Raw genomic sequence first — 15,286 nt, forward strand, 5'->3', positions numbered from 1 at the left:
TCAACCCGTCCCGGCACCTCTCTGCCTCTTGAGATGATGACAGTGGAAAAGCGCCCCGCCGTGACGGCGGGGCGCTTATCAGGATCAGCCGAAGCGGCGTCCCGTGTCGGTGAAGGTGTAGTCATTGGCGATGATGGTCTCATCAACTGCTTCGTCTGAGGACAGATAGTCGTATTCGCGCTCAAGCTGGCGATAGAGCCAGCGGGCGAGGTCACGCAGCGCCTCAATGACGGTTTCCTCGGCGTCGTCCGTCATGTCCTGCCAGGCCGGGCTATCGCGCTCGACGGAGATCGCCATGCAATACTCATGATAGTAATGACCGCGATGGGTGGCTTCGGCGCGAAGCTGATAGAAGTTTCGGCGCTGGATCGTGTGAAAGGCATCGGCGATGCGGTGCAGTTCGGTGTCCTGCGGGGCATATTCCCTGATACGGCGCGGCGCGGCCTTTCGATAGGAATACCGCGTTTCAAAGCAAGCCCCGTCGCCCTGCGACCAGAATCCCCGAAACCAGATGCGGGGCTCCTGCCGTGTGCTGCCGCCCATGAGCCGGACGGGCCGTGTCTTGAGGTCCAGGCCCAAGATTTCCGCGATGCGCTGGAAATCTTCATAGACGGCATCGTACCATTCGTAGTCGAATCCGCCCTCGCGATACCAGGCGCGAGCCTTGTCCTTGGCCGCATCGGACAGCTCGTCGAGCCTGTAGACCGTGGTTTCGATGATCTCAGGCATGAGGGTCGCCTCCCTCCAGCACGATGGACAGCCAGCCATCGGTATAGATCCAGTCCACAGTCTCGCCGGTGGCGAGATCGAGGACATGGGCGCCGCCGCCGAACCCATCGACGCGGGGTTTGGAACAGGTGTTGGCGTATTGCATGCCCCATAATCCGGTCAGGCCGAACTCGGCCGCGCAGCGTTTGACGAACTGGATGACATGCTCGGGATCGCCCGTGCCGTCATCGCGCATCCAGAGATGCGAGCCCCCATGTTCGGGCTGGATCGAGAGCAGAAATCCGTCCGAAGGCGGATCTTCCGCGGCGTTATCATCCGAGAGCGCATTATAGAGGTCGAGCGCGCGGGCAGCGTTTTCGGGGGTGCCCACTTCAAGCAGGCAGGAGAAATGGGTGAAATAGTCGGCCATGTCAGGCTCCTGAAACGAAAGCGCCCGGCGCGAGGCCGGGCGGAATTGGGAGGAAAGGCGGCGGTCAGCGTGCCGATGGATCGGGAACCGGATGCGGCGAGCCGCCGGTGTTCGGTTCGGTCTCCGCGGTCGCGGCGAAGGGATCGACCAGCTTGTGTATCGGCTGGGCGCGGCCCATCCATGGCTGGGGACGGATCGCGCGCACCCAATCGGCGAAGCTAGGTATGAAGCCGAAATCCTCCAGCACATGCTGTTCGCCGATCAACCGCACGGGCACGACGCGGCCGGTCGAGATGGTGATGGTGGCGCCGAACGTCCGCTCCAGTTCGAATATGCCCTGGGCATGATGGCGGAGCGCCCTATGCCGGAAATCCGCGATGATCTCCTTGGACTCGTCGAACCATTGGTGCAGCGGCAGATAGTCTTCCGCCGCGCCACCCCATTTGCGCGCCGAGGACAGCGCGTGATGATAACAATGTCCCATCATCGCCTCCCTCAGAAACTGTGCATGTAGTTTTCGGAGGCGGTGTAACGCTCGTTGTAGTCGAGCGTGATCTCCCGCTTTGCGACGTCGAATATGACCTCACCATAGGCGCCGTCATTATTCTCCCAGCCGCCATGCGTTCGTTCGAGGACGTCATAGGCGAGATTCTCGACAGCCGTGGCGATGGTGACGGTCGAGCGCTCCGGCTCCGACTGGCCCCAGACGGTTTTGGCGAATGCGATCATGGCCCCCGGCATGGCGATGTTATCGTCGCCGGCCTTGACCTCGACGTCCTCGATCTGGCCGGAATCGCCATATCCGTCGAAGGTGACGATGATGGTGGTAACGCCGGTGAAGACCAGCGCATCGAACAATGTCGCCTTGTTGATGGCGAACAGATCGGCCTCGAGCCGGGATTGAAGGGCGGCCTGCGCTTCCCAGTCGGAGAACGGCGGGCGCGGTTCGGATGCGGTTTTGCTGTTGTCGGCCATATCAGGCTCCTGAAATGAAAAACCCGGCGGATGGCCGGGCGAAGTGGATGGGAAGGTTGGCGTGAGGTCAGGCCGCCTGAGGCAGGCGGAGCAGCTCGGTGGTGGTCTCGCGCCAGAACGGATCGACCAGCCGGGCTTCCAGCGTGGCGGCGCGGTAGCGATACTCGCGAGCCTCGTCGGGATCGGGCGACCGGAAGGCCATGCCGCGCAACCGGCTGGCCTCGGAGACGATCCGGCGCGCCTCGGGGTCCGAGGCAACGGGCTGCTGCCAGAGAATGACACCGGCACGGATTTCACCGGCGAGGACCAGGCGATGCTCGCAATCCTCGATGACCATGATCCGTGGGCGGAAGTGTGGGAAGCTGTCGGGGCCGGTGCAGATATTGCTCTGGGACAGGCGCAGGCAGGCAAAGCGCATGGCCTCTTCGGGTGATTGGCATTCCCCAAGCGGAATGGTGCGGTCGAACCGGTCGGCCTTGTCATTACCGTCATCGCTGGCGATGCCGAGGCACGAGATGCGCAGCGGCAGCCTCCGGGCGCGAAAGAGCGCGGGCATCACCTCGGTTGCGAGAATCTGGCCGATGGGCCGGAAAGTATCGGATCGGAAATGGGTCATCGGGATCACTCCATGACGGGCGCCGGCGAGCCTCTCTCTCCGGCAACCAACCCGTCACGGCCGAACGGCCCGCACTCTTCCTCTCTGGCCGGGGCGCGTCCCCGGTTGCGCTGCCGGCGATAGGCGGTCATCGCAGGACCGGACGCCCGGTCGCGGGATAAGCCGCGATCCGGGCGGAGGGAATGAGGCGCGTGTCGCGCCTCAGGCCCATGGGTCCAGTTCCAGCTTCACCATGTCGTTGTCGCCGTCGAATTCGGCGGCGGGGCAAGCACCGTGGGTTCCGTCCCCGGCCTGGAACACGACGATCTCGACCATCAGCGTGTCGGCGAGGCTGGCGGCGAAGGCGGTGGCATCTGCGTAGGACATCGGGATCGGCTCCTGTCTCTGGAGGCGGGGGACCATCCCCCGCGCGACAGGCGCCCGAAGTGTCTGACTGGATCTGCAATCACTCTCGTGCGTTCGGGCATGTGTCCCGAATCCGCGAGAGCGGCACGCGCGCGTAGGCCGACCCCTTGCGGGTTGACTGCAAAGAGACGGATCAGACCAAGGTTTGCGAATGGAAGCGGGGGTGGTGTTTTGCCTCTGACAGGATGCCGAAGACCCGTCGCAGATGTTTCTCCGCGCCAGCCTTGCCCTCATGCGGCATCAGGATCGTGTTCCAGGCCGGGGATGGAACCCGTTGCCCAGACCGGATCATCGGAATCATGATGAAGCTGGTATCGGGACCATTGAGGCCGGTACCGGGTCCGTGACGACCTTCAATCCCAAAGTCCGTCAGCGATCTCGCGCGCGATCATGGCTTGCGCCTTCATCATCACGTCATCGCCGCAAGTGTCGATGTGATCGTAGAACCGGGCATCATTGCCCTGCGCGGTCCAATCCGCGTAGCGGCAATATTGGCGCATATCGAGACGAAAGGCGCGCATGTCGTCGGCCCAATGGGGCTTTGGCTCCACTACGACGGTAATGCCATCGCGGGTTTCCTCCCACGGCAGCGAGCGTTCCGAAGGAGGGGTGGCGCTGTCCTCGCGAAAGATCTGGTCAATGTCGATATTTGCGGGCATCGGATATCTCCAAAGAAAAAGCCCGGTCACGAGGACCGGGCGAAGTGTGGAAACGGAACGGAGGAGACGGAGCAGCGGAAGCCGCCCCGCCTGAGGATCATTCGGCAGCGACCATCGACTGCGCGTCCTCCTCCTCGGTGGCTTCTTCATCCTCGCCATCGTCGACAAGGAACTCGGGCAGATCGTCCGCGTCCGTATCGACCTTGGCATCACGGTCCACCATGCGCAGCGGCTCCGGCAGCCAGCCGGTTTCGGCCAGCAGGCGCTCGGCTTCTTTCGCCATGTCGCCTTTCTTCAGATGATCGATGAGCTGCGCCGCCCAGTCGCCGGCGCCCTCGCGCACCGCCTCGATGATCCGCGGTTTGGTCACGCGGCCGAGATAGTTCCCGACCGTGGGCCGCCAGCCCACCGCCACCATGTCGAGTCCGGTCGCCCGAGCGAGCCGGTCTGCCTGCGACAGGCGCACGTCGAGACCATGCTGGCTGACGCCCATGCCGCTATAGGGGTTGGGTTTCTCGTGCAGGGCGTTGACGCCGAAGCTAACGCAATGGGCGAGCAACTCCATCCGGGTGTCGTCGTCCTGATCGGCCAGCCAGTCCCAGAGCGCGGCATCGTTGGCCGGGATGTGATCGCCCCAGCGTTCATGCCGATCCTGGATGGACTTTGCCGAGGCGCTTTCGCCCAGATCCTCTGCCTGCGCCGGGAAGTGAACCTCCCGGACCTGGGCCTCGAGGCAGCCCCTGGCGGAATGAGGCAGGAAGCAATCCGTGACCAACCGGTGCAGCAACGCCGTCATCGCCACATGCGGGTTGGTCGCCACGGCATCCCGAAGCGCCAAGGTGCGATGCGCAGTCAACTCGCTGACGAGGCGATCGGGCAGCGGCCGGATGGTCTCGACCTCTTCGTCCTCCTCGGTTTCCGGCGCTGCACCGCCCACGGTGATGACGGCGCGCTGGACACTGCCGGGCTCGCCGCCTTCAACAGATGCACCTTGGGCGCCATCGCCCTCCTGGCCTTCCACCACCTCGTCTTCGGAGCGGACATAACCGCGCTCGACGGCGAGCTGACCGTCGTGACGGATGCTGACGAAAACACCGGCACGGGCCATCTGGTCGGCGGCATAGATCATCGGCCGGGATTCGAGGGCATCCAGCGCTTCCTCGATCTCGCCGAGCCGCGCATCCACCTCGTCGGGCAATTCGTCGGCCTCGGCATATTCCGCCTCCAGCGCGTCGAACTCGTCGCGGAGCTTCTCGCGTTCGGCACGCTCCTCGTCAGTCAAGTCGATGGTGGCGCCGGCCAGACGGCGCATCCCGCTGGTGTGGCCATAGGGGAAGTCCACCGCGATCTCGATCCATTTCCAGCCTTCCTCAGCGATGGTTTCCGCGTCGGCCTTCAGCTTTTCCCCGACAAGCCTGTCGAGCAGCACCGGGTCCTGGAGCCAGCCGCCATCGTCCTGCTGGAAGAGATCGCGCAGCACGCAGCCGCCGGCGTCCTCGTATGCGCCAACCCCGACGAAGAGCGCCCGCTTGTCGGAAGCGCGCACGGTGGTTTCGGTGAGAAGGCGGCGGATATAATAAGGTTCCTTCTGCCAGCCGTCCCGGATCGCTTCCCAAACCTTTTCCTGGCGGGCGTGATCCTCGGAAACGCTGAAGGCCATGAGCTGTTCGAGCGTCATGCCGTCCTCGGCATAGACATCGAGCAGCGAAGGCGAGACCGAAACGAGGCGAAGGCGCTGCTTTACCACCTTGGCGTCGACGAAGAACGCGGCGGCGATTTCCTCCTCGCTCATGCCCTTCTCACGCAGGGTCTGGAAGGCGCGGAACTGATCCAGCGGATGCAGCGGCGCGCGCTCGATGTTCTCGGCCAGCGACACCTCGTCGATCAGGATGTCGTCACTGGCCTCCGAGACGATGCAAGGCACCGGCGCGGTCTTGTTGAGGCGCTTCTGCTTGACCAGATGCTCCAGTGCCCGGTAGCGCCGTCCGCCGGCGGGCACCTCGAAGAGGCCGGTCTCCTTGCCCTCCGCATCCAGCTCTGGCCGGACATGCAGGGACTGGATCAGGCCCCGGCGGGCGATGGACGCGGCCAGTTCCTCGACCGAGACGCCAGCCTTCACGCGCCGGACATTGGACTGGCTGAGCACCAGCTTGTTGAAGGGGATGTCGCGCGAGGACGACAGGGTGATTTTCTGAACGGCAGTGGCCATGTCAGTGACTCCATGACGGACGCCGGGGAGCCTCTCTCTCCGGCAACCAGCCCGTCACGAAGCGAAGCGCCGCCCTCTTCCTCTGAAGAGAGCGACGCCGAACCCGCAGAGCCTGGAACCCGGAATTCAGGGAAACCGGCTTTCCGTATCGGAGGATTTCCGGCTCAAGGATTGAGCCGCGCGGTAAAGCACGCGCTCGGCATCACGGATGCTGCCGGTCTCACGCGCCGCCTCGGCCCAGACCGAGATCGGGAAATCTCCGATGAAAAGCAGATCCCGTTCGATGCCCATGCCAAACGGCAACTGGAGGGATCGCAGTTCCTCGAAGCGCCATGAGCCCAGTTCGGGACAGCCGATATCGGCCAGTCCGAACATGGTGTCGCCATCCTCGTCCAATTCGGTCGCAAGCCAGACACCCGCGCCGAAGGGGTTGAAGAATTTGACGACCGGGATGTGATCGGCGTCCGGTTGGCGGCCATTGGCGAGAAGCTGCGCGCGCTGTTCATCTGTCAGGAGGATCATGCCGCGGCCCTCCGCTCGGTGGCCGCCATATCGGCTTCTGCGGCGTCGCCCTCCGGCAGATGCGAGAGAATCCAGTCGGCCGCCTTGCTCGCCTGCGAGGCGGCGCGCACGATGGCGCGGGAATCCTCGCGCATCACCTCCAGCCACGAACCAACATAGTCGGCATGGCGCACCGTCGGCACGATCCCGAGCGAGGCGCAGCAAAAAGCGCTCGAAATCTCGGCTATCATCTCCTCGAAGGCGTATTTCTTCGTACCGAAGCTACCCGAGAAATCCCGCCCGAGCCGGGTCTCATGCCCTGTGGCGTGACCTATCTCGTGGAGGGCGGTCCGGTGCCAATTGATCGGCTCGAAATAGGCTTGCGGCGGCGGCACCTGCACATAGTCCTGAGCGGGGGCATAATAGGCGCGGTTCCCGCCGATCCGGAAATCGATGCCGGTCGCCGCGATCAGCGCCTCGACCTGCGGCTCGATCATGCCGGGCGGTGGAGGTGGGGCCTCGACGGCGATGTTGTCGGGCAGGCCTTCGCATTGCGCGGCGTTGAATACGGTGAACCGCTTGAGGAACGGAATGCTGCCGGCTTCCTCCCCGGTCTCACGGGCGCGGCGCTTTTCGTCCTCCGGCGTGAAACGATCGGCATAGACGACGGTGGTGCCGTGCTCGCCCTTCCTGACATTGCCGCCAAGCGACAGCGCCTGGCGGAAAGTGAGCCAATGCTGGGTGGGATAGCCATGCTGGATCACGGCCCCCCAGAGGATCAGGACATTGATGCCGGAATATTGCCGGGCGGTCGCCGCGTTCCTCGGCATGGCGAGCGGCGCTTTCGCCGCCGCCGTGCCCCAAGGTTGGACCCAGGGAAAGCGCCCTTCCTCCAGGTCGGCGATGATCTTGTCGGTGATGTCGTCGTAAAGATTCGTGCGCGTGCCGCCCTTGCGAGCCGCGCGTTGCTCTCTGGCCATCGGGATGATCTCCGCGACGGGCGCCGGAAGCCTCTCCTCCGGCCCTCAACCCGTCACGGAAAACCCGTCCGCACTCTCACTCTGAAGGGGGCGTTGCGGGGTCTCCCCGCAGAAGGGGGTGCGCCGGCGACCGAGGCGCCGGCCAGGGGGAAGACTTTCCCCCGCAATCCGTAAATCAGGGCTTCGGCAGGCATGGACGTCCGGTTCAGAGATCGTCGATATGCTTCTCGATCTGCGCTGCCAGCCTGGTGAGTTTCTGACCTCGCAGGATGTCGAGGAAGTCGGACGCGGACACACGCGACCGCCTGAGATTGCGCCGAGCATTCGCCAGCGACCCGGTGGTCTGCTCCGGAAGCTGTTCATGGAGATCGGCCAGGAAGGCGTCTGGTGTCTGACGCACCAGATTGTGTTTTCTCAACGCGCCAACCGGGAAATCGCGCAGGTTCCAAGTGATGATCGTCGATGCGCCTGCCGCGATGGCGGCTGCGGCGACATGACGGTCATCGGGGTCGGGGAGACTGATGGCAGGGATATGCTGTTCGTATCCGGCAATACGCGCCTCGGGCAATGCAAGGTCCATGAGACGCTTCGTGCCCATCAGGCGATCGGGCGGAAGGCCCGGCGTATTGGCGATGAGGTTCTGCATCCATTCGTCATGGATCGCATCGGTCCAGCGCGCGTGGAACAGGCGGTCGACTGCCGCCTGCACGATGACGTTCCTCAGATGAAACGGATACAGGACACAGGCATCGCAGACCGCGACAACGGGATTAAATGCCATAGCGGAGGTTGAGATCCTCGGCATCGGCCGCCAGGCCTTCCATCGCCTTGCGCTGGCCGTCGATCTGCGCCTTCAGCGCCAGAACGTCCTTGAGCGATGCGCGGCGATGCTTTCCCACATAGCGGAACGGCAGATCGCCGATGTCCATGCGATGGACGACGAGCGGCCGCGAGATGCCGAGGATTTCGGAGGCATCGGCGGGGCTTAGTTCCTGATCCTCGGCCAGCACGGCGACGCGCTCGCCGCTGCGCAGATGGTCCAGCAGGGCCTCGACCACATCGGCCGCGGCAGGCGGCAGTACGACGGTCTGCTCCTCTCCGTCCCGGCGGCGGACACGCAACTCGAAGCGGTCGCCCGCCCCGAGACTGGGAAGGGCGAGCACCTTCTTGCGGTCCCGGTCCGAAAGACCGGCGAATTTGACAACCTGGCTGGCCATGGCGGTTTCTCCTTCCTGACCAATATAGGCGCCCTGAACGCTAACTGCAATAACTGAAAATCTGGTATCAGGCTGCAAGGCGCTCATCCTCCTCGGTTTCTGGCTCACCGATCGCCTGAAGCAGGAAGCGCGACAGTGCAGCCTTGCGGGAATCGCGATCCAGCGCATAGGCGGTCTGCTTGAATTCGATCCCGTCGAGCAATCCCTGAATGTAGCCGGAGATCGTGTCGGCGGCCATGATCAGGGCCGTGTCGAGCGAATGGATATACTTGCTCGTGACCGACCCCTTGGCGTGCCCGACCAGCGCGGCGATCGTGACCTCGGTGAAACCGAGATCGTTGGCGATGCTGGCGAAGCTGTGCCGCAAGACATGCGGCGTCACGTCGGCCAGCGGGCTGTCCCTGAACATCTGTCTCCAGTGGTTGGGAAAGCCGCCGAAGGCGTTGTCCTCGCCTTGGCCGGGGAACACATAGGTGCCCGTCGCCGTCTTGCGACGTTCTTCCAGATATTCGATCACCGGCAGGCCAACGGGCCGAATGGAGGCGCCTTCCTTGCTTTCCTTGAGGCGTATGCAACTCGCGTCGATATCCGCCTCGGCCCATTTGAGGCCGATCATCTCGCTGCGGCGACAGCCGGTGAGCGCGATCTGCCGGATGATCTCGACCGTCATCTCATATTTCGGATTCTCGGCTGCCGCCCGCAACATCTCGCCGAGGATGCGGTATTCGGCTTCGGTGAGACGACGATCGCGCACATTGTCCTTGGGCTTGCGGATACCATGCGCGGGATTGGAGGTGATGATTCCGGCCTCCATGGCGTATGTGAGAATGCCACCGAGGAGCCCGACGGTCCGCGTAGCCGTGCCGGCGCCGCCGCGCACGATGGCTTTGCCGCGCAGCTTCTTGGTTTTGACCGATACCGCCGTCTTGCCGGCCATGACGTCCTTCAACACCTTGGCGACATCGGCCTTGACCAGATCTTTGACCTTGCGGTTGCCGATCAGCGGAATGATGTGCCGGCGAATTCGGCCCACATCGCTGACGATGGTGCCTGCCTTTTTTGGGCGTCCGCCTTTGCCGAGGATGAGACCAGCGTCGAGATCCTTGAGATACATCGCGCACAACTCCTTGACGGTGAGCGCCTGATGATCGAGCTGGCGTTCTTCGGAAGGGTTGTCACCTTGGGCCACCCGGCCGAGCTGTATCTTCGCTTCCTGCCGGGCGGTTTCTGCCGTCCAGATGCCATGGAGGCCGATAGTGTAACGACGGGTTCGACCTGCGGCGCGATATTGGATAAGGTAGCTGCGTTTTCCGGACGCGAAGACACGAAGGCCGAAGCCGGGCAGCTCGTCGTCCCAGATGAAATAGTCCTTTTCACGGACGGCAGCGGCGTCCACCACACGTTTTGTCAGCTTTGACATTAGCCATTCCTCCCGCTGAGGAAGGGTTGCTTCCGCGGAAGCACCACGGAAGCACCCGGATGGAATTCGGAGCGAAGTTCTGGATATGGATTTCGGCGGGAAAAGCAGAATTGTCCATATGTTTCAAATCGTTGTCGTATCATAGCGTGCCCTGGCGTGTATTTAGGATAGCCAGGACAAAATGCTCCGAAGGTGGAGGCCACACGTTCGAATCGTGTCGGGCGCGCCAACTTAATATTAGGTTGATATCTTGCATATTTGCGGAGCGCCGTTGCAGAGCAATTCGCCGTATTGACCTCCAGATATTTCAGAGGTCATTCAAGTTGGCAGCGCCGCAGAGCGCGATGTTCAATTCTTGCAGGACGATTTCTTCCGGATAGCGGCTCCTCGTTGCCCTCCCGTGACCGAGTCCGGATCCATCCCGTCCCGTCGATTGCCGCTGCTAGTACATCAAACACCGCTGATGTCTTCATGCTACCAGACTGAGGCTTAGTCCGGGAGTCTTGGATCTGTCCCTGTCGGATGGCACGCACGGCGCTCGCTTGGTAATCTCTATAGCACTCGACGGGTGTACTCTCGTTCGGGAAGCGACCAGATCGGATGTCTCAAACGTCGATTGTCAGGGAAAATTCAGACAGGATTGTTAGAGAACAAACTGGGAATAATATAATGCACGTACTTGAGGCTACTCTTTGCTCATTTGCATTACGCCGCTGTATACGAGAACACGAACTGCATCGATCCTAGCGCGAACCACCCGCTGGAAGCGTTGTGCTCTTACGTTATTGAGCACAACGATATTTATTGCGTACTTTGCAATTAACTCGTCGCCCACATCAGCTTTGAGCGACGAGGATTGGGACTCGTGCGTGCATGCGGCCGAAATCGTACCCGATCGCTCGATCCGGGGATGCACAGCGGTTATCCAGGCAGGCGAGCGGATGATCACCCAGTTGGCGGCGGCTTATAACAATCGCGGTGTCGCGCTGCGGTCGAGTGGAGATATCGACCGTGCCATGGAGGATTACGATCGAGCACTTCGTTTGTCCCCCGACTACTATGTCGCGCTCAACAACCGAGGCGTTGCTTTAATGAGCAAGGGAGAGCTTGATCGCGCGATTTCTGATTTCGATCGCGCCGTACAACTGAGGACTGACTACCTCGGTGCCTATTATAATCGCGGGAAGGCACTCGGGCGTAAAGGACTCTTTGATCGTGCCATCGCGGATTATGATCTGGTCATCAAGGCTGATCCGAAGAATCCGACCTTCTTGTTCGAACGCGGAACGATGAAAGCGAACGCTGGAGATCAGAGCGGCGCGGATGCTGATTTCGAGCGCGCCGAATCGCTCAGGTCGAATGGTGCGCGGACGACGCGGCCACGATGAAACTCGCCCAACCTAGACGCCGTTGAACTTGTCAGGCTGATGGGAGCCGCAACTCCGCGTGAAGGCCTCCATTTCTGCCATTGGATAGTTCGACAGAGCCGCCGTGCAGTGTGGCGAGATCGCGGACGATTGCGAGTCCGAGCCCGCTTCCCGGTTTGGCCTCGTCGAGCCGCTCGCCTGGGGCGAACGCGCGGTTTAGTGCATCAGCCGGGATGCCTGGCCCGTCATCAACGATCGTAATAAGGAGCTGCCCCGTCGGGGTATCGCGCGTAGCCTTGATCGAGACAACACCACGAGCCCACTTGCAGGCATTATCGACCAGGTTGGCGACCATCTCGTCAAGGTCGTTGGGATCGACGGCGGCAAGCAATTCCGTCTCGGCTGTATGGACGATCGTCAGCTCACGATGAGCATAGAGCCGCCGCATCGCCGCGGCTATTGATGCGAAGGCAGGTTCGACCTGCGTGATGACGCCAGGCAGGCCGGCGTTGGCTGCGGCACGGGCTCGGGCAAGCTGGAAATCAATCTGGCGCTGCATCCGCCCTGTTTGCTGAGTCAGGACCGCGGCGCCCTCGGTATCACCTCTCGCGAGCAGCCGGCGCGCTTCGTCCGTCAGCACGGCCAATGGTGTCTTCAGGCCATGCGCGAGATTGCCCGCCTGCGTGCGGGCGCGGCGAACCATCTGGGTATTGGCGTCGATCAGAGCGTTGAGATCATCGACCAGCGGCCGAACTTCGGACGGGAAGTCACCAGGCAGGGTTTCTGCTTTGCCCGCGCGAATGTCGCCCAGCGCGTCGCGCAGACGGCGCATGGGACGCAGACCAAACCAGGCCTGCAACGTGCCGGCCCCAATTAGGGCTATTGCCAGTGTGCCGAGTGACAGGGCCAGCGCCTGATTAAAATGTCTCAGTACATCATCGACGATCCGCTGGTCGGCGCCAATTTGAAGCACGTAACCGTTTTCAGCGGTCTGCCACGGTCGCTCATATGCGATCATCGGCTCACCAGCCGGGCCAGCTTCGACTGAGCGAGTAAGCTGCCGATCCGCCCCCCGCGCGGGTGGCGGAAAACGCCGTTGCGGTTCGAGGGAGGCTGATTGTAGGACGATGCCGTTGCGATCGCTCACCTGCCAGTAATAGCCAGTCCCGGGCTGCGCGAAGCGCGGATCACTGAGCCTTTGTGCCAGAGCGACATGTCCGTCGGCCGTGCGGGCCAACAGACCTTCGAGCTCGTCGAGATGACCGATCAGCTCGGCATTGACAAGCTCCGTGACGTGCGCCCGGAACAGCGCGGAAATCGAAACGCCAGCGACAGCGATACCTGTCACGGTCGTGAGAATAACGCCAACCAGCAGCCGGGCGCGCAGACTTCTGACCATCAGCCGAACCTGTAGCCCAGACCGCGCAGGGTCCTCATGGTATCGCGGCCGATTTTGCGTCGCAGCCGACCGACATAGACCTCGATCGTATTCGAGCTGCGTTCCTCATTCAGGCCGTAGAGATGGTCGAGCAACTCGGCTTGCGTCACGACGCGGCCGACGCGATGCAGGAAGAGGTGGAGCAGGCGAAATTCCTGTGCCGTCAATTCGATCGGCTGGCCCGCAACATTGGCGGTGCCGGCAACGGGGTCAAGCACGATATCTCCGTGGCGCAATTCGGAGGTGGCTTGGCCCGCGACGCGCCGCATCAGCGCGCGCAGGCGAGCTGCGACTTCGTCGACGTGAAACGGCTTCGCCACATAGTCATCAGCCCCTGCATTGAGACCTTCCACCTTCTCAGTCCAGCTGCTGCGCGCCGTCAGGATCAGGACCGGTGTGGCGGCCCCGGTACGTCGCAACCTCCGTAAGACCTCGATGCCTGACAGGCCGGGTAAACCGAGATCGAGAACGATCGCGTCGAATTCTTCTTGCAGCGCGAAGGAAAGGGCGTGCTCACCATCTTCCACATGCTCAACGACAAAGCCAAAGCTGGCCAACCCTTCCTTCAGGCGGGCGCCAATGTCCTGATCGTCTTCGACAAGAAGAATGCGAATGGTCATGTCTCCTGATTGCTGCAGTCCGATACTGGATCAACCTGCATTTACGCTGACAGCTTGTGTTCAGACTAGCGTGGCAATCAGGCGTCTAGAAGTCAGTGTTGAGACTCGTGCCAATGTTAAAATTGCTCCTGATAATCGTTCGCATATCAACAATTATCTTGGTGACCCCAGCCTTCGCTCAGCAGGCCGCCGTGCTGTCGATTGATGCACTTGCCAATTCCGTCGTGGCAAGTAACCCCGAACGACGCTTTTATTTCCAGCAGATCGGGCTTGCAGGTGTTGAGCGCGACGCGGCTGATCGCCTGCCGGACCCTGAAGCTGCATTCGAGTTAGGCGAACGCCGGATGGCCGACGGCCTGACAGGTGCACCGAAAGGCGCCGGGCCGACATATGGCTTGTCGATTATGCAGCCGCTCGACTTTGCCGGACGCGGGGCGCTCCGTCGCGCCATCGCCGAGCATCAGATCGCGCTGGCGCGGCTCGGTCTTGCGCAATTCGACGCAACGCTCGCAAGCCGGGCACGCTCTTTGGGATATGCCTTGTTCGCGGCCGAGCGGAAAGCCGCCGCGGCACGCGACGTTGCCGCGCGGATGCGCGAGCTTGCACGCGTTGTGGAGCAGCGGGATCCGGCGGGCATCGCCACCACGCTGGACACGGCCATTCTGGATGCGGGTGCCATCACGGCGGAGCGAAATGCCGCGATGGCTGATTCCGAGACCAGCACGATCGTCTACGAACTGAATCAACTTCGCGGCGCGCCGCTCAAAGCGCGGCTCCGCATTGCTCCGCCCGATATCACGCTGCCCGGCCTTCCGTCGGTCGAGCGCATGGCGCAACAAGCTGGCATCAACAATTTCGAGATTCAGTCGCTGCGCGCGCAATTGCAGCAGCAAGGGTTGCGCGTTGACCTCGCACAAGCAGCGCGTGTGCCGAACGTCTCAGTCGGTCCCTACTTCAATCGCGCGAAGTCAGACAGCCGCGAGACCAATTTCGGCATACGGCTGACGACGACGTTGCCGCTTTGGAATAGCCAGGCTGCTGGCCTCGCACAGGAGTTGAGCCGTCAATCCCAGGGCGATGCGGCCCTGCTCGCCGCCAACCGACGGATCGCGAGGCAGGTTTACGAACAGGCAGCCTACTACGAGGCGAAGCGTCGAGCCCTTGCGGGCTGGCCAGCCGGGGCCACCGAGAAATTTGCGGCCGCAGCTACCGCCGCCGCCGATAGTTATCGCCAGGGAGCGATCCCGATCGCAACTTACGTCGAGATGCAGCGCCAGTATCTGGACGCGCTGTCGGCTCTGCTCGACACGCGACGTGAGGCTATGGAAGCGATGCTTCAACTTCGGGCGCTCAATGGCGGCCGCAGCTTCGACGGCGTGTCCCGATGACGCGGCGGATTCTGGAATGGACAACCGGTCGACCAGCCACGGTGATGATCATCGCTTTGCTGATCGCTGGTCTTGGAATCTGGTCTTTCGTGAATCTGCAAATCGATGTCATTCCCGACATCACAGGCGTGCAGGTGCAGATCAACACGACTGTTCCTGCCCTGGCGCCAGAGGAAATCGAGCGTCTTGTGACGCTGCCCATCGAGCGCAGCATGGGTGGTCAGCCGTGTCCGTCGTCAGATGATTTGAGACTGATTTCGGGCCTCAGGAAGGGAGGCTCTGGCTCATCTGGGTTTAAGGCTATGCGGCTTGCAGGTGGTGCTGCAAGCGTCTTGTCTGGATGGTCTGGCGCT

General features: G+C 62.3%; 18 protein-coding genes. 3 read left to right on the forward strand and 15 right to left on the reverse strand.

The window, feature by feature from the left end; all coding sequences use genetic code 11:
• Positions 1–84: 84 nt before the first annotated feature.
• The 13 genes from IED13_RS26885 to IED13_RS26945 all read right to left on the reverse strand — a co-directional run bounded on the left by IED13_RS26885 (position 85) and on the right by IED13_RS26945 (position 10,120).
• Positions 85–729 carry an antitoxin of toxin-antitoxin stability system gene (locus tag IED13_RS26885; RefSeq protein WP_103023845.1) on the reverse strand — a complete coding sequence of 215 codons (645 nt, stop codon included), beginning with the start codon at positions 727–729 and terminating at the stop codon, positions 85–87.
• Positions 722–1,138: a hypothetical protein gene (locus tag IED13_RS26890; protein WP_030540757.1), complete on the reverse strand. Its 417-nt coding sequence runs from the start codon at positions 1,136–1,138 to the stop codon at positions 722–724. The genes IED13_RS26885 and IED13_RS26890 overlap by 8 nt, the downstream gene beginning before the upstream one ends.
• A 64-nt stretch (positions 1,139–1,202) precedes the next feature.
• Complete coding sequence (locus tag IED13_RS26895) at positions 1,203–1,622, reverse strand: DUF6915 family protein (protein WP_030540758.1); 420 nt, start codon at positions 1,620–1,622, stop codon at positions 1,203–1,205.
• Positions 1,623–1,633: 11 nt separating this feature from the next.
• Positions 1,634–2,113 (reverse strand): DUF6878 family protein, encoded by a 480-nt coding sequence (locus IED13_RS26900; protein WP_030540759.1) that lies wholly within the window; start codon positions 2,111–2,113, stop codon positions 1,634–1,636.
• A 67-nt stretch (positions 2,114–2,180) separates the two neighbouring features.
• Positions 2,181–2,729: a hypothetical protein gene (locus IED13_RS26905; RefSeq protein ID WP_030540760.1), complete on the reverse strand. Its 549-nt coding sequence runs from the start codon at positions 2,727–2,729 to the stop codon at positions 2,181–2,183.
• 201 nt (positions 2,730–2,930) lie between these two features.
• Positions 2,931–3,095, reverse strand: a complete 165-nt coding sequence (locus tag IED13_RS26910) for a hypothetical protein (protein ID WP_173830039.1) — start codon at positions 3,093–3,095, stop codon at positions 2,931–2,933.
• 392 nt (positions 3,096–3,487) lie between these two features.
• Positions 3,488–3,793 (reverse strand): hypothetical protein, encoded by a 306-nt coding sequence (locus IED13_RS26915; RefSeq protein WP_030540761.1) that lies wholly within the window; start codon positions 3,791–3,793, stop codon positions 3,488–3,490.
• 97 nt (positions 3,794–3,890) lie between these two features.
• Positions 3,891–6,002, reverse strand: coding sequence for a ParB/RepB/Spo0J family partition protein (locus tag IED13_RS26920; RefSeq protein WP_030540762.1), 2,112 nt, complete (start codon positions 6,000–6,002; stop codon positions 3,891–3,893).
• A 126-nt stretch (positions 6,003–6,128) separates the two neighbouring features.
• Entirely contained in the window at positions 6,129–6,524 is a 396-nt protein-coding gene (locus tag IED13_RS26925; protein WP_030540763.1) for a DUF2958 domain-containing protein, read from the reverse strand.
• Positions 6,521–7,483 carry an ArdC family protein gene (locus IED13_RS26930; RefSeq protein WP_103023847.1) on the reverse strand — a complete coding sequence of 321 codons (963 nt, stop codon included), beginning with the start codon at positions 7,481–7,483 and terminating at the stop codon, positions 6,521–6,523. Before IED13_RS26930 ends, IED13_RS26925 begins: the two co-directional genes overlap by 4 nt.
• A 205-nt stretch (positions 7,484–7,688) precedes the next feature.
• Positions 7,689–8,264, reverse strand: coding sequence for a VapC50 family PIN domain-containing toxin (locus IED13_RS26935; RefSeq protein WP_030540683.1), 576 nt, complete (start codon positions 8,262–8,264; stop codon positions 7,689–7,691).
• Positions 8,254–8,700: a MerR family transcriptional regulator gene (locus tag IED13_RS26940; protein ID WP_030540684.1), complete on the reverse strand. Its 447-nt coding sequence runs from the start codon at positions 8,698–8,700 to the stop codon at positions 8,254–8,256. Before IED13_RS26940 ends, IED13_RS26935 begins: the two co-directional genes overlap by 11 nt.
• Before the next feature lie 67 nt (positions 8,701–8,767).
• On the reverse strand, positions 8,768–10,120 hold the full coding sequence (locus IED13_RS26945; RefSeq protein WP_030540685.1) for a tyrosine-type recombinase/integrase: 1,353 nt from the start codon (positions 10,118–10,120) through the stop codon (positions 8,768–8,770).
• Positions 10,121–11,061: 941 nt separating this feature from the next.
• On the opposite strand from IED13_RS26945, the gene IED13_RS26950 reads away from it, so the two are divergent.
• Positions 11,062–11,508: a tetratricopeptide repeat protein gene (locus IED13_RS26950; protein ID WP_209612057.1), complete on the forward strand. Its 447-nt coding sequence runs from the start codon at positions 11,062–11,064 to the stop codon at positions 11,506–11,508.
• A gap of 31 nt (positions 11,509–11,539) precedes the next feature.
• Here the strand turns inward: IED13_RS26950 and IED13_RS26955 are convergent, their stop codons facing one another.
• Together IED13_RS26955 and IED13_RS26960 are read right to left on the reverse strand one after the other, a co-directional pair.
• Positions 11,540–12,886 (reverse strand): sensor histidine kinase, encoded by a 1,347-nt coding sequence (locus tag IED13_RS26955; protein WP_006022561.1) that lies wholly within the window; start codon positions 12,884–12,886, stop codon positions 11,540–11,542.
• Entirely contained in the window at positions 12,886–13,539 is a 654-nt protein-coding gene (locus IED13_RS26960) for a response regulator transcription factor (RefSeq protein ID WP_212312947.1), read from the reverse strand. The genes IED13_RS26955 and IED13_RS26960 overlap by 1 nt, the downstream gene beginning before the upstream one ends.
• Positions 13,540–13,658: 119 nt before the next feature.
• Here IED13_RS26960 and IED13_RS26965 point away from each other — a divergent pair, with 119 nt between their 5' ends.
• On the forward strand, positions 13,659–14,933 hold the full coding sequence (locus tag IED13_RS26965) for a TolC family protein (protein WP_006022563.1): 1,275 nt from the start codon (positions 13,659–13,661) through the stop codon (positions 14,931–14,933).
• A partial coding sequence (locus IED13_RS26970; protein ID WP_191125978.1) for an efflux RND transporter permease subunit occupies positions 14,930–15,286 on the forward strand: 357 nt, incomplete at its 3' end. The genes IED13_RS26965 and IED13_RS26970, both read left to right, overlap by 4 nt.

The sequence above is a fragment of the Allobosea spartocytisi genome (genome assembly GCF_014764685.1).
GTDB lineage: Bacteria > Pseudomonadota > Alphaproteobacteria > Rhizobiales > Beijerinckiaceae > Allobosea > Allobosea spartocytisi.

What these genes read in the sequence shown, in the direction of transcription:
- IED13_RS26885 (WP_103023845.1), bottom strand. Translation starts at nt 729, where the DNA reads ATGCCTGAGATCATCGAAACCACGGTCTACAGGCTCGACGAGCTGTCC.
- IED13_RS26890 (WP_030540757.1), bottom strand. Translation starts at nt 1,138, where the DNA reads ATGGCCGACTATTTCACCCATTTCTCCTGCCTGCTTGAAGTGGGCACC.
- IED13_RS26895 (WP_030540758.1), bottom strand. Translation starts at nt 1,622, where the DNA reads ATGGGACATTGTTATCATCACGCGCTGTCCTCGGCGCGCAAATGGGGT.
- IED13_RS26900 (WP_030540759.1), bottom strand. Translation starts at nt 2,113, where the DNA reads ATGGCCGACAACAGCAAAACCGCATCCGAACCGCGCCCGCCGTTCTCC.
- IED13_RS26905 (WP_030540760.1), bottom strand. Translation starts at nt 2,729, where the DNA reads ATGACCCATTTCCGATCCGATACTTTCCGGCCCATCGGCCAGATTCTC.
- IED13_RS26910 (WP_173830039.1), bottom strand. Translation starts at nt 3,095, where the DNA reads ATGTCCTACGCAGATGCCACCGCCTTCGCCGCCAGCCTCGCCGACACG.
- IED13_RS26915 (WP_030540761.1), bottom strand. Translation starts at nt 3,793, where the DNA reads ATGCCCGCAAATATCGACATTGACCAGATCTTTCGCGAGGACAGCGCC.
- IED13_RS26920 (WP_030540762.1), bottom strand. Translation starts at nt 6,002, where the DNA reads ATGGCCACTGCCGTTCAGAAAATCACCCTGTCGTCCTCGCGCGACATC.
- IED13_RS26925 (WP_030540763.1), bottom strand. Translation starts at nt 6,524, where the DNA reads ATGATCCTCCTGACAGATGAACAGCGCGCGCAGCTTCTCGCCAATGGC.
- IED13_RS26930 (WP_103023847.1), bottom strand. Translation starts at nt 7,483, where the DNA reads ATGGCCAGAGAGCAACGCGCGGCTCGCAAGGGCGGCACGCGCACGAAT.
- IED13_RS26935 (WP_030540683.1), bottom strand. Translation starts at nt 8,264, where the DNA reads ATGGCATTTAATCCCGTTGTCGCGGTCTGCGATGCCTGTGTCCTGTAT.
- IED13_RS26940 (WP_030540684.1), bottom strand. Translation starts at nt 8,700, where the DNA reads ATGGCCAGCCAGGTTGTCAAATTCGCCGGTCTTTCGGACCGGGACCGC.
- IED13_RS26945 (WP_030540685.1), bottom strand. Translation starts at nt 10,120, where the DNA reads ATGTCAAAGCTGACAAAACGTGTGGTGGACGCCGCTGCCGTCCGTGAA.
- IED13_RS26950 (WP_209612057.1), top strand. Translation starts at nt 11,062, where the DNA reads ATGATCACCCAGTTGGCGGCGGCTTATAACAATCGCGGTGTCGCGCTG.
- IED13_RS26955 (WP_006022561.1), bottom strand. Translation starts at nt 12,886, where the DNA reads ATGGTCAGAAGTCTGCGCGCCCGGCTGCTGGTTGGCGTTATTCTCACG.
- IED13_RS26965 (WP_006022563.1), top strand. Translation starts at nt 13,659, where the DNA reads ATGTTAAAATTGCTCCTGATAATCGTTCGCATATCAACAATTATCTTG.